Source organism: Pseudonocardia nantongensis, from assembly GCF_046546495.1.
Lineage (GTDB): Bacteria > Actinomycetota > Actinomycetes > Mycobacteriales > Pseudonocardiaceae > Pseudonocardia > Pseudonocardia nantongensis.
Map to the genome: position 1 here is coordinate 1 of NZ_JBKGXT010000007.1, position 12,595 is coordinate 12,595.

Sequence of the window (12,595 nt, forward strand, 5' to 3'; positions counted from 1 at the left end):
GAACAGCCGGTCCGGACCGGCCGCCGCTGCTGCTGTGCCCGCCGAGCGGTCCGGACCGGCTGTTCCGGGTCGGCCCGGTGCTGGCCCGCGCGGACCTGCCCGACCCGGAGCGGGCCGGGCACCTGGGCCCCGCCGTGGAACAGACGATGGCAGCCGGCCCGTGGTGCACAGGCCCGGACGGACGGCCCGGGCTCGGCTCGCTCGGCGTGCTGTTGGATGCCGCGCTCGGCCAGGCGACGATCAACGCCCGGCCGGACGGGCACTGGGCGGTCACCACCGAGATGACGATCGACCTGTTCGGCCCGCTGCCCGGCGAGGGCACGCTGACCGTGCTGGCCTGGCCGGTGCACGCGGCCGGCGCGACCGTGCTGGCCCGCGGGGAGATCCGGGGGCCCGGCGGCGACCTGCTCGGCATCGGTACCGAGTGGGGCCGGTTCATCCCCGAGGTCCCGGAACTCGACGACGGCCCGCCGCCCGGTCCCGGCCCGGACGGCGACGCGGCCGCTGTGCTCGGCCTGACCCCCGGTCCGGACGGGGTACTGGCGATGGCGCCTTCGCCCGCCCTCGGCAACGAGCGCGGCACGGTGCACGGCGGGGTGCTGGCCGCGGCCTGCGAGATCGCGGCGGTGGCCGCACTGCCCGGCCCGGCGGGGAACCCGCACCGGACCGGGTCGCTGCACGTCACCTACCTGCGTCCGGCCGACACCACCGAGCTCAACACGGTGCCGGTCGAGGTGGTGCACGGCGGGCGGTCGTTCGGCGTGCTGCGGGCCGCCGTCGTCCGCCCGGACGGCAAACCGGCCGCCACCGCCACGGTGACCCGCAACGCCTCGTGAGCGGATATCGCGGTCACGACCGCGATATCCGCTCACGGGGCGTTCACGCCGCACTCTCCAGCGGGACGACGGCCCACCCGGGGAGGTCCTCCTGGCCGGGCACCGGAACCGGGTCCGCGCTCAGGTTCATGATCAACGCGGAGCCGTCCGGGGCCCGGAACGCGCCGAGCGTGGTGCCCTGCATCCGGCCCAGCTCGACGTCGCCGTCGCGCAGCCGCGGGATCAGCCAGCGCCAGGCGTCGGTCAGCGGCGTCGGCTGCCCGCCGGAGGCCTCGACGGCCGGGGTCCACAGCGACGAGTACTCCAGGTCGTCGCTGCCCTCCGGGCCCCAGAGCAGGGCCCCGGAGCTGCCGGAGCGGGCCATCGCCTGCAGCACCGCGAGCGTGGAGACCGTGCTGGCCGGGCTGTCGTAGCCGGCCTGGGCGTCGGCCGGGACGTTGGCGTAGAACTCGGCCCACCAGATCGGCAGCTGGGTCCGCTGCTTGATCCAGTCGTCGATCACCGCGAACTTCTGCGCGCCGACGTCCACCGGCGAGATCGCGTCCTGCTCGCCGCGGTTCGTGGTCGATCCGTCGACGGCGATGAAGTCGGCACCGACGTTGTTGGCCAGCCAGTACTCCAGGACGTCGAGCGGGCGCTGGTCCAGGGCCCCCCACGGGCCGCGGATGTCCGAGGCGTCCGGCGAGTCCGGGGGCACGCTGGACATCACCGGGTACGGGCCGCCGACCTGGACGTCCGGGCGGACCTCCTTCACCGCCCGGTAGACCTCGTTGTAGAGGGCGGTGTAGCCCTCGTAGTCCCAGCGGTTCTCGTCCTGCTTGTAGAAGCCCTTGAGCTCGTTCCAGACCAGGACCCGGTCCACCTGCGGGTAGCGCTTGACCGCCTCGGCGGACAGCTCGGCGTAGTCACGGAAGTACTCCGGCCGGACGTCGTCCTCGAGCTTGTCCCAGTTGGTGACGCCGGGCGGGCCGCCCTTCATCCAGTCCGGGGCGCAGCACAGCGTGAGCATGGCCTTGCCACCGGTCTCTTCGGTCAGCTGCATCCGGCGGTCCAGCGAGTCCCACTCGTACTGGTCGGGCGCCGGCTCCGGGTTGAGCGTCCCGAAGCCCATGAGGTGGTGGTTCTGGTACTCCTGCCCGAGGCTGGAGAGGATCTCGGTGCCGCGCTGGCGGGCCTCCGGGTTCTCGGTGTCGTCCAGGCTCCGTTGGGTGTGCGTGACGCCGATCTCCATCGGGTTCGGCTGGGGCGACCAGTTCCACCCGTTGTCCAGGTCCAGCGCGCCCGCCGAGGCCTCCAGCGCCGAGGCCGGTGCGCCGTCCGGCCCGGAGCCGCCGGTGCCGGTGGAACACGAGGCCAGGGCCAGCAGCGCGACGACGCCGGCGGCCACGCCGGTGACACGGCGGGACCGGCCGGGCCGGGTCGCCGGTGACTCCGGCGACGACGTCGGGTGGGGACGGCGTGACGCTCGCACGGGGGACCTCACGTTCTGACACGGTCGGGACACGGTGGTCGGCCCGCCCGCGAGACCGTGTTGCGAGCTGACCGGATCCCAGGGTGGCAGCGGCCCCCTGAGATCGACCTGAGAGCGTCCGCGGGCGGTGCGTTCAGGCGTTCGGAGCAGGGTAGGCGGGAGGTTCGGGTGCCTCGCGGGCAGCCCCGGTACCCCTGGTCAGCCGCCGGTCGCGCAGCGTGTACACCGCCGAGGCCCGGTCCAGCACCACCGGGTCGTGGGTGATCAGCAGCACCGAGCGGCCCCGCGCGGCGGCCAGCAGGTCGTCCAGCACGGCGTCGCGGGTGTCCGGGTCCAGGTGTGCGGTGGGCTCGTCGAGCACCAGCACCGCCGGGTCGGCGAGCAGGGCGCGGGCCAGGGCCAGCCGGCGTCGCATGCCCCCGGAGAGGCGGCCGCCGTGCGCGCCGACCCGGTCGTCGAGGCCGAGCCCGGTCAGGCCGACCCGGTGCAGCGCCGCGGCCAGGGCGGTGTCGTCGGCCTGCGGCGCGGCCAGCCGCAGGTTCTCCCGGACCGTGGAGTCGAACACGTGCGGGTCGGCCGGGACGCCGGAGATCACCGCGCGGACCTCGTCCGGCGGGCGGGTCAGCAGTTCCTCGCCGTCGCAAGCACCCGAGCCCAGCGTGACCGACCCGGCGACCGGGTCGAGGAAGCGGAACAGCACCGACGCCAGCGTCGACTTGCCCGAGCCGCTGGCCCCGACGAGCGCGACCACCTCGCCGGCGGGGACGTCGAGGTCGACGCCCTCCAGTACCCGGTGGCCGGGGTGGTCGACGGTCAGGCCGCGGATGCGCAGGTCGCCGCGCCGGGCCAGCGGGCGGGCCCCTGGTGCGCGGTGACGTACGGACGGTTCCGCGCCGAGCACCGGCACCAGCCGGGCCAGCGCGGTCCGCACCGCGGCCAGCCGGGCCGCGGCTGCCGGCAGCGGAGCGACGATCTCGAACGCGGCCAGCGCGGTCAGCACCAGCACCGCCATCGGCACCGCGGCCAGCGTGCCGGCGTCCACCGCGGCCACGCCGAGCAGCAGCGTCCCGGCCAGGGTGAGCCCGGCGACCAGGGCTCCGGCACCGGCGCCGAGGCCGAGCGTCGCGGCGTCCCGGCGGGCGGTGCGGGTGAGCTCCGCGTCGGCGTCGGCGACCCGGGCGACCGCCCGGTCCATCGCGCCGTTCGCGATCAGGTCCGGGGCGCCGTCGAGCAGGTCGACCAGGTCGGTGGCCAGCCGGGTCCGGGCCGTCGCGGCGCGGGCGGCGGGTCCGCGGGACAGCGCCGCGGCCATGGCCGGGACGGCGAGACCGGCCAGCACCAGCCCGGCGGCGAGCAGCAGCCCGCCGGGGACGGCCAGCGCGGTCGCGAGCAGCACCGCGCCGGTGCCGGCCACGGCCGCGGACACCGCGGGCACCGTGGCCCGCACCACCAGGTCCTGCACCGAGTCGGTGTCGCTGACCAGCCGGGAGACCAGGTCGCCGGACCGGAACCGGCGGACCGGCTCGGTCGCGGCCAGCCGGGCGTAGACGCGGTCGCGCATGTCGGCCAGCGCGCGCAGCGCGGCGTCGTGCCCGACCAGCCGCTCGAGGTAGCGGGCGACCCCGCGGCCGACGCCGAGCGCGCGGGTCAGCACCACGGCCACGCTCAGCGCCGTCACCGACGGGTGCTGGGCGGCGGTGGCGAGCAGCCAGGCGGCCAGGCTGAGCAGCCCGGCGCCGCAGGCGGTGGCCAGCGCGCCGAGCAGCGCTCCACCGAGGACGCCGCGGGCCCGCGGGCGCAGCGCCTCCCGGGCGAGCGCCCAGGGGCCGGACGGGGCGGTCCGGGTGTTCATCGGCGGGCCTCCGCGTACCGGGTCGCGGCCGGGCCGGTCGCGGCTGTCCCCGTGCCGGGAGCTGCGGATCCGGGGCCGTCCTGCTCGGCGACCCGGCCCTCGTGCAGCCGCACCACGCGGTCGGTGTGCCGGTCCCAGCCGGCGTCGTGCGCGACGACCAGCGCGGTCCGGCCGCGCAGCAGCTCCGCGGCCGCCGACCGGACCGCCTCGGCCGAGTCCGGGTCCAGGTGCGCGGTCGGCTCGTCGAGCAGCACCAGCGGCGCGCCCCGCAGGAACGCCCGGGCCAACGCGACCCGCTGCCGCTCCCCGGACGACAGCCGGCTGCCGCCCTCCCCGAGCGGGGTGTCCCAGCCCTGCGGCAGCCGCGCGACCACCGCGTCCAGCCCGGACCGGCGCGCCGCCTCCCGGACGTCGGCGTCGGAGACCGTGGCGCCGTACCCGCCCGCCCCGAGCCGGACGTTGTCCGCGACCGACCCGGCGAACAGGTGCGGTCGCTGCGGGACCCAGGCGACGGTGCGCCGCCACGCGTCGAGGTCGAGCTCGCCCAGGTCGGTACCGATGCTCGTTCCGCCGGAGCTCCGCTCCGTGCCGTCGACCGTGCCGTCGACCGTGACCGAGCCGCCGGTCGGGGCGACGAACCCGAGCAGCACGCCGAGCAGGGTGGACTTGCCCGATCCGGACGCCCCCGCCAGCAGCACCGACTCGCCGGGGCGCACGGTCAGCGACAGCCCGGCCAGCGCGTCGGCGGGTGCCCCGGGGTAGCGGACCCGCAGCCCGTCGACCGTCAGCCCACGGCCTGCCGCCGGTGCGGCCGGAGGAGCGGTGCGGCCGCCCGCGGCCCCGGTGACCGGGCGGTCCATCTCGTCGAAGACCTGCCGTGCGGCGGCGACGCCCTCCATGCTGGCGTGGAACCGGGAGCCGACCTCGCGCAGCGGCAGGTACGCCTCCGGGGCCAGGACCAGCACGAACAGCGCGGTCGCGTAGTCCAGGTTCCCGTAGAGCAGGCGCAGGCCGACCTCGACGGCGACCAGCGCGACGGCGAGGGTGGCCACCAGCTCCAGCACGAACGCGGACAGGAACGCGACCCGCAGGGTGCCCATGGTGGCCCGGCGGTGCTCGTCGGTGGTCTCCCGGACCTTCCCCGCGACGACGGTGGCCCGCCGGAACAGCGCCAGCGTCGGCAGCCCCTGCACGACGTCGAGGAAGTGCCCGCCGAGGCGGGACAGCAGCCGCCACTGCCGCTCCGTGCGGGCCCGGGTGTGCATCCCGACCAGCGCCATGAACAGCGGGATCAGCGGCAGCGTGACCGCGACGACCAGCGCCGAGAGCCAGTCCGCCCCGGCGACGACGACCAGCACGGCCACCGGGACCAGCACCGCCAGCACCAGCTGGGGCAGGTAGCGGGCGAAGTAGTCGTCCAGGGCGTCCAGGCCGCGGGTGGCCAGGGTGACGGTCTCCCCGGTCGAGCGGTTCGGGTCCGGCGGGCCCGCGGCCAGCCGGCGGACCAGCCGCATCCGCAGCTGGGACTTGGCGCGCGCGGCGCCGCGCAGCGCGGCGGCCTCGGCGCCGTAGGCCAGTACCGCGCGGGCCAGTGCCACCCCGGCGACGGCCAGCGCGAGCGGGACCAGGGTGGCCGCCGGTGCGCCGGCGGTCGCCCCGGCGACCGCCCGGGACAGCAGCCACGCCTGGGCCAGGATCAGCCCGGTCAGCGCCGTCCCGCAGACCACGGCGACCAGCAGCTGGACCCGGACCGCGCTCGCCGTGCGCAGCAGCCGGGGGTCGACCGGTGGCCCCCCGGTGACCGGTGCGGCGGGGGTGCTCATCACGGTGCCGGGACCGCCGCCGGGTCGACCCGCGGGCCGCCGAGCCGCTTGCGGAACACCCAGTAGCTCCAGGACTGGTAGACGAGCACCAGCGGCAGGAACACCCCGGCCACCCAGCTCATCACGGTCAGCGTGTACGGCGCGGACGCCGCCCCGGCCACCGTGAGGGTCTGCGCCGGGTCGGTGGTGCTCACCAGCAGCTCCGGGTGCAGCTGACCGAAGAGCACCACCGACAGCCCGCCGACCGCCGTCGCGGTGGCGGTGAACGCCCAGCCCTCACGGCCGAGGAGCAGGGCGAACCCGGCGAGCGCCAGCGCCAGTCCGGACGCCCAGGCCACCGGAGTGGTCCAGGACGGATCGCGCAGGACCAGCGTGGCGGTCAGGAAGGCGACCGTCAGCAGCAGCACGGGGACGACCGCGCGCACCGCCAGCCGCCGGGCCCGGTACCGGACCGGGCCGTCGGTCTTCAGCGCCAGGAACACGGCGCCGTGCAGCAGGAACAGCGCCGTGGTGACCACGCCGCCGAGCACGGCGTAGCCGTTGAACAGGTCCCCGAGCCCGGCGGTGACCACGGTGTTCGCGCCGTTCCCGGCCGGGCCCGCCACGGTGGGCAGCCCGCGGACCAGGTTGGCCAGCACCAGGCCCCAGACGAACGCCGGGACCAGCGAGCCGATCCCGATGGCGGCGTCCCAGCGGGCCTTCCACGCGGCGTCCTCGCGCTTGTGCCGGTACTCCAGCCCGACCCCGCGCACGATCAGCGCCAGCAGTACGAACAGCACCGGCAGGTAGAAGCCGGAGAAGGTGGCCGCGTACCAGGCCGGGAACGCGGCGAACATGGCGCCGACCGCGGTGATCAGCCAGACCTCGTTGCCGTCCCAGACCGGGCCGATCGCGCCGAGCGCGACCTCCCGGTCCTCCTCGGTGCGGCCGAGACCGCGCACCAGCATCCCGACGCCGAAGTCGAAGCCCTCCAGGACCAGGTAGCCGGTCCAGAGCACGGTCACGGCCAGGAACCAGATCGTGGGCAGGTCCATCGTGTGCTCCTAGTAGCTGAAGGCCGGATCGTGGCGGTCGGAGCCGGAGCCGGAGCCGTCGGGTGCCTCGGTGTCGGGCTCGTCGGTGTAGGGCTCGTCGGTGTAGGGCTCGTCGGTGTAGGGCTCGTCGGTGTAGGGCACGGCGGCCGCCGGACCGGCCTTGACGTAGCGGAACAGCAGCGCCACCTCGACGACCGCCAGCACGCCGTAGAGCAGCGTGAACGCGGTCAGCGAGAACGCCACCTGGCCCAGGCTGACGCCGGGGGAGACGCTCGCCGCGGTCAGCAGCTCGCCGTGCACCGTCCAGGGCTGGCGGCCCATCTCGGTGAGGATCCAGCCGAAGATGTTGCCGGCCAGCGCGGCGGGCAACGCCGCGACGACGACCCGGTACATCCACCGGCGGCCCGGTAGCCGCCCGCGGCGGGTCAGCCACAACCCGGCGACCGCGACCGCGACCCCGCTCAGGCCGAGGCCCATCATCAGCCGGAACGACCAGTACAGGACGGCGATGTTGGGCCGGTAGTCGCCGGGGCCGTAGAACGCCTCGTACTGGGCCTGGACGTTCTCGATGCCCTGCACGGTGCCCCACGGGTCGCCGGTGGCCAGGACGCTGAGCACGGCGGGGATCTGCACGTTGATGTGGTTGCGGCTGCCGTGGATGTCACCCACCGCGAACAGCGAGAACCCGGCGGACTCCTCGGTCTGCCACAACGCCTCGGCGGCGGCGATCTTCATCGGCTCGTGCTCGGTGGCCAGCTTCGCCTGGTGGTCACCGGAGGCGACCAGCAGCACGCCGGCGATCGCGGTGACCAGGAACCCGGCGCGCAGGCTCGTGCGGAACAGCTCCCGCTCGGAGGTGTGCGGTGCCGTGTCGTGGTTGCGGGGCCACTTCTCGCGGGCGATCTTCCAGGCGCTGACGGCGGCCACGAACAGCCCGGCGATGACGAACGCCGCCGCGACGACGTGGAAGTAGGTCGACCAGGCCTGCGGGTTGGCCAGCACCGCGCCGATGTCGGTGAGCCGGGCGCGGCCGGTGGCCTGGTCGACCTGGTGACCCACCGGGTTCCGCATCCAGGCGTTCGCGGCCAGGATGAAGTACGCCGAGAGGTTCGAGCCGATCGCGGCGGCCCAGATGCAGGCCAGGTGCACGCCCCGGCGCAGCCGGTCCCAGCCGAAGATCCAGAGCCCGATGAAGGTGGACTCCAGGAAGAACGCGACCAGCGCCTCCATCGCCAGCGGGGCGCCGAAGACGTCGCCGACGAAGGTGGAGTAGGTGCTCCAGTTCATCCCGAACTGGAACTCCTGGACGATCCCGGTGACCACGCCCATCGCGAAGTTGATCAGGAACAGCTTGCCGAAGAACTTCGTGGCCCGCAGGTACTCGGTGCGTCCGGTGCGGTACCACGCCGTCTGCAGCGCGGCGACGATCACCGACAAGCCGATCGTCAGCGGCACGAAGAGGAAGTGGTAGACGGTCGTGATCCCGAACTGCCAGCGTGCCAGGTCCAGCGCGTCCATTCCGGTCCCGCCCTCCGCGAACTTCTACTCCCAGTAGTAGTTCTACCGGAAGTAGAAGATCGACGCGAAGTGTGGCCGGGTAACGACGGACACGTGCGCGCGCCGGGCTACCGGGAGAAGGCGAAGGCGCCGTGCTCGCGCAGTACCTGCAGCACCTCGGGGGAGTCGGCGAACGCCTCCTCGACGTCCGCGGGCGCCGCGACCCGGTGCGCGTTCTCGGCGATGTAGCCGCGCATCGCCTCGTCGAACCGCTGCTCACCGGCGGCGTCGCGGCCCTCCAGCAGGGCGGCCGCGCCCTGGTCGTACACGCCGTCGACGAGCGCGCTGAACCCGCCACGCGAGTCCCAGTAGGACATCGGCGCGCCGATCGGGCCGGCGACCTCACCCGGGCCGAAGTCCTCGATCCGGTACTGGTCGCGCTGCCCGGCGACGACGGCCTGGGCGTAGGTCGCGAACGCCTCGTCCAGCCACGGGTCGCGGCCCTGATCGTTGCCCACCAGCCCGTAGAACCACATGTGTGCGAGCTCGTGGGCGACCAGCGATCCCCGGGTGCCGTCCCGGACGTCGCCGAACTGCAGGTGGGTCGGGAACTCGACGCCGTCGCTCAGGGTCGGGACGACCGTCAGCCACAGGTCGGGGTAGGGGTAGGGGCCGAGCAGCCGTTCCAGGGCGGGCAGCGACGCGGCGACCTCGTCCGACCACTCCCGGGCGGTCCCGCGCAGCGCGCCGTCCTCGCTCGCCCCGTCCTCGCTCGCCCCGTCCTCGTCCGCGCCGGCCCGGCCTGCGGTCGGCAGCGCGACGTGCACCCGGGTCGAGCCGACGGTGGTCTCGGTGATCCGGTAGTCGCCGACCGCGACCGCGACGTCCCGGATCGCGTCGGCGGTGAACGTGCGGGTGCTGCGCCCGGGGGACGGCGTCGTGCTGCCGGTCGGGGTGCCGACGCCCACCACCTGCTGGTCGTCGTCCGCGGTGACCGCGAGCGAGTTCAGCCGAAAGTCCTCGGCGACGACGGTCTCGCCGGACATCCCGACCGCCGGCGTCCGGACCCAGCCGCGGTCGCGGACCCGGTCCAGCACCGGCAGCGCGGTGCCGAGCCAGGCGGTCCCGGCGTCGGGGGAGTGGCCGATCCGTTCGCGCGAGTCGGCGCCCAGGGTGATCCGGAAGCCGAGCTCGGCGGTCACCGGGGACCCGGCCTCGGCGCAGGCCGGCAGCGGGAGCTCGACCAGCGTGCCGGGGGCGCCGTCCGGGGCCCCGGCGGGCTCGGTCCGTGGCCGGACCGGGTTACCGTCCACCGCGGCGCTGGTGATCTCCGCCGAGTTCCCGGCGCGGACGGCGCTCGGCCGGTTCGTCCAGAGCCGGAACACCAGCTCGCAGACCCGGGTGTCCGGGGTGAAGCGGACCGTCTGGGTGCCGTTCGCCGACGACAGGTCCGGTGCCATGTCCAGCGTGGCGTCGACGACCGGGCGCTCCGGCCGGGGCGCGGCGCGCTCGGTACCCGGGACCCCGGCGGAGCAGCCGGCGAGTACGGCCAGCACGACCGCGACCCCGGCCAGAGCGCGGCACCGCCGGGTCGGATCGATCATGGAGGCGAGGCTAGCGACGTCGGTGCCCCGCTGCGACCGGCGTGCCGGGGTGCTCCGCCGACGCCACCCGATCGCGGATCCGGGTCCGCACCGCGTGCGCCGGTGCCGACACCAGTGTCTCCAGCGGCCCCCGGCCGACGGCCCGGCGCCAGGCGACGGCGGCCGCCGTCGCCACGCCGATCTGCCAGAGGTAGCCCTCCACCGGTCCGAACACGTCCAGCGGCGAGTTCATGAACAGGACCGACCCGACGTAGCAGGTCAGGGTCATCGAGCCGGCCGCGGCGAGCGGGCGCAGCAGCGGCCCGAGCGCCCGGGCCGGGCCGCCGGCGGTGATCCCGGCGGCCAGCAGGATCGCGCCGAGGACGGCCAGCGCCGAGCCGGTCGTCTGCAGGACGTCCAGTGGGGTGCCCGAGTGCGGCGCGACGGTCGCCAGCCACCACCAGGTGGTGGTCGGGGCGACGCCGCCCGGGGAACCGGTGACGACGTCGGCGATCGTCGGGGCGGTGTCCAGCAGCTGCGGCGGGCTCGCCGCCGCGATCGCGGCGTAGCCGCCGGCCGGGCCGAGCAGCCCCATCGAGACGCCGGTCGCGGCGAGCGCGGTCGCCGTCCCGCCGGCCACCAGGGCGGCCGCCGTGCGCACCGACGACAGCCGCAGCCGCCCGACGACGAGCCCGACCGCCATGTAGGCCAGCCAGATCACCGCCGGATACGCCCCGGTGACCGCCAGCTCGGACAGCAGGCCGAGCGGGTCGGTGAACAGCTCCGTCACGGACGGGTTCGTCAGGTCGGGTTGCGGTAGGAACGGGCGGAGCAGGTGCGAGAGCACCGGCACCCCGACACACAGCGCCACCGCCAGCGGCGCCAGCACCCGGGTGGGCAGCGCGACCAGCGGGATCGCCAGCAGGAACGCGATCGCGTAGTAGGGCAGGATCAGCGTGGCGATCGTCGGGTCGGTCCAGCTCAGCGCCAGGCCGAGCAGCAGCAGGACGCCGGCCCGGGTCGCCAGCATCGCCGCCGTGGCGGACAGCTCCGGTCCGGGACGCACCCGGGCCCGCCCGGTCATGAACGCGAACGAGACGCCGGCCAGCAGCGCGAAGAGCGCGGCCGAGCGTCCGCCGAAGACCAGGTAGCTGGCGGTGGGGACACCCTCCTCGGTGGTCTCGACCAGCGCGTGCACGGCGATGATCCCGAACAGTGCGAGCCCGCGGGTGGCGTCCACGCCGAGCAGCCGTCCCCCGGGCCGGGGACCTGCCGATCCGGCCGTGGTGTCGGTCGCGGCCGGTGGTGGTGCCGGGTGGCAGCCGGTGGCCGCCGGCGCGGCGAACCGGTCGGTGCGGGTGGCCTCGGAGTCCGGGCGCGGCCGCGCGGCGGATCCGTACTGCCGATCGGGGGCGGGGGCCGTCGCTCGTGTCGTACCGGGAGCCGGTGACCGGGCCGGCCGGCTCACGGTCGGCACCTCCTGCGCGCGCGGAGTCGGGATCGACGGGTGCGCCACGGCCGGCCGGGGCTCCGGGCGGGGACGCTCCGGCACCGGTCGCGCCGGGCGTGGGCGCGGCACGGGTGACGGCCGGGCCGCGGTGTTCTGGCGCGGCACGGGTGACGGTCGGGCCGCAGCGGCCTGGCGCGGCACGGCTGACGGCCGGGCCGCGGTGTCCTGGCCCCGGTACTCCGGGCCCGACGGGTGGGCCGCCGTCGGCGTCGTCCGGTCGGGGCCGGGAGTCGGTCGGGTCACGCCATCACCTCGTCGATCAGCTGGAGGCCCAGGTCGCGGGCGTCGGCCCCGGGGAGCCCGGCGTCGGAGAACCAGTCCGGACCCGCCTCCGGATGGGGCCCGACGACACCGACCCGGCCGGCCCCGAACGGGGTCACCGCGGCGGCGACCTCCCGGTTCGGGTACCGGGCGAGGACGGTGCCGCCGGCGTCCGGGTCGAGCAGGAAGTGCGGGCCGTCCTGGAAGAACAGCTCACGCTCGCGGCCGCGCCAGTCGAGCCGGAGCAGCGCGTCGCCGTCGTGGCCGACGGTCGCGCCGGCCGAGTCGATCCACCGGTCGGTGTCGCCGGGGAGCAGCCCGAAGCCCGGCGTCGCCCCGGCCAGGTAGCCACCGAGGCAGAACCCCAGGTAGCGGCCGCCGGCGGCGACGTGCGCGCGGAGCGGGTCGCGCGCCGTGCGCATCACCCGCCACGCCGACGCCAGGGTCCCGCCGCCGGGCTGGGCGTAGAGCGCGACCCCGGCGAGCGTCGCCGCGGTGAGCGGCAGCTCCTCGCGCGGCCCGACGTAGCGCACGTCGAAACCGTGCCGCCCGGACGCCAGCAGCGCGGCCACCGACTCGGCGCACCCGGTCGGCCGGGACGCCGGCCCCCGGTAGACCAGCGCCACCGGGCGGCCACCGGCCGCACGGGTCGGCCGGGCGTCCGGGGTGCGGGAGCGGACCAGTCCCATCGGCCTGCCCAGTCCCATCCGTCCGCCCAGTCCCATCCG

The 12,595-nt window shown here is 75.7% G+C and carries 9 protein-coding genes; 1 reads left to right on the forward strand and 8 read right to left on the reverse strand.

The window, feature by feature from the left end; genetic code table 11:
* On the forward strand, window positions 1-836 hold an 836-nt coding region (locus ACLFMI_RS09205; protein ID WP_410947338.1), incomplete at its 5' end, for a hotdog domain-containing protein.
* Between the two features lie 43 nt (window positions 837-879).
* On the opposite strand, the gene ACLFMI_RS09210 is transcribed toward ACLFMI_RS09205, so the two are convergent.
* From ACLFMI_RS09210 to ACLFMI_RS09245, 8 genes are all read right to left on the reverse strand, one after another.
* Entirely contained in the window at window positions 880-2,223 is a 1,344-nt protein-coding gene (locus ACLFMI_RS09210) for a GH39 family glycosyl hydrolase (protein ID WP_410947339.1), read from the reverse strand.
* Window positions 2,224-2,440: 217 nt separating this feature from the next.
* The gene (cydC, locus tag ACLFMI_RS09215; RefSeq protein WP_410947340.1) at window positions 2,441-4,159 is read right to left on the reverse strand and encodes a thiol reductant ABC exporter subunit CydC; all 1,719 of its coding nucleotides are present in this window, start codon (window positions 4,157-4,159) and stop codon (window positions 2,441-2,443) included.
* A complete protein-coding gene (gene cydD, locus ACLFMI_RS09220) occupies window positions 4,156-5,982 on the reverse strand; it encodes a thiol reductant ABC exporter subunit CydD (protein WP_410947341.1) in 1,827 nt (608 codons plus the stop codon). Before cydD ends, cydC begins: the two co-directional genes overlap by 4 nt.
* Window positions 5,982-7,016, reverse strand: a complete 1,035-nt coding sequence (gene cydB, locus ACLFMI_RS09225) for a cytochrome d ubiquinol oxidase subunit II (RefSeq protein ID WP_410947342.1) — start codon at window positions 7,014-7,016, stop codon at window positions 5,982-5,984. Before cydB ends, cydD begins: the two co-directional genes overlap by 1 nt.
* 9 nt (window positions 7,017-7,025) lie before the next feature.
* Window positions 7,026-8,534 carry a cytochrome ubiquinol oxidase subunit I gene (locus ACLFMI_RS09230; protein WP_410947343.1) on the reverse strand — a complete coding sequence of 503 codons (1,509 nt, stop codon included), beginning with the start codon at window positions 8,532-8,534 and terminating at the stop codon, window positions 7,026-7,028.
* Window positions 8,535-8,641: 107 nt separating this feature from the next.
* Window positions 8,642-10,117, reverse strand: coding sequence for a M1 family aminopeptidase (locus ACLFMI_RS09235; RefSeq protein WP_410947344.1), 1,476 nt, complete (start codon window positions 10,115-10,117; stop codon window positions 8,642-8,644).
* Window positions 10,118-10,127: 10 nt separating this feature from the next.
* A complete protein-coding gene (locus ACLFMI_RS09240) occupies window positions 10,128-11,564 on the reverse strand; it encodes a heparan-alpha-glucosaminide N-acetyltransferase domain-containing protein (protein ID WP_410947345.1) in 1,437 nt (478 codons plus the stop codon).
* A 281-nt stretch (window positions 11,565-11,845) separates the two neighbouring features.
* On the reverse strand, window positions 11,846-12,592 hold the full coding sequence (locus ACLFMI_RS09245) for a BPL-N domain-containing protein (protein ID WP_410947346.1): 747 nt from the start codon (window positions 12,590-12,592) through the stop codon (window positions 11,846-11,848).
* Window positions 12,593-12,595 lie beyond the last annotated feature (3 nt).

What these genes read in the sequence shown, in the direction of transcription:
- cydB (WP_410947342.1), bottom strand. Translation starts at nt 7,016, where the DNA reads ATGGACCTGCCCACGATCTGGTTCCTGGCCGTGACCGTGCTCTGGACC.
- ACLFMI_RS09245 (WP_410947346.1), bottom strand. Translation starts at nt 12,592, where the DNA reads ATGGGACTGGGCGGACGGATGGGACTGGGCAGGCCGATGGGACTGGTC.
- ACLFMI_RS09235 (WP_410947344.1), bottom strand. Translation starts at nt 10,117, where the DNA reads ATGATCGATCCGACCCGGCGGTGCCGCGCTCTGGCCGGGGTCGCGGTC.
- cydC (WP_410947340.1), bottom strand. Translation starts at nt 4,159, where the DNA reads ATGAACACCCGGACCGCCCCGTCCGGCCCCTGGGCGCTCGCCCGGGAG.
- ACLFMI_RS09230 (WP_410947343.1), bottom strand. Translation starts at nt 8,534, where the DNA reads ATGGACGCGCTGGACCTGGCACGCTGGCAGTTCGGGATCACGACCGTC.
- cydD (WP_410947341.1), bottom strand. Translation starts at nt 5,982, where the DNA reads ATGAGCACCCCCGCCGCACCGGTCACCGGGGGGCCACCGGTCGACCCC.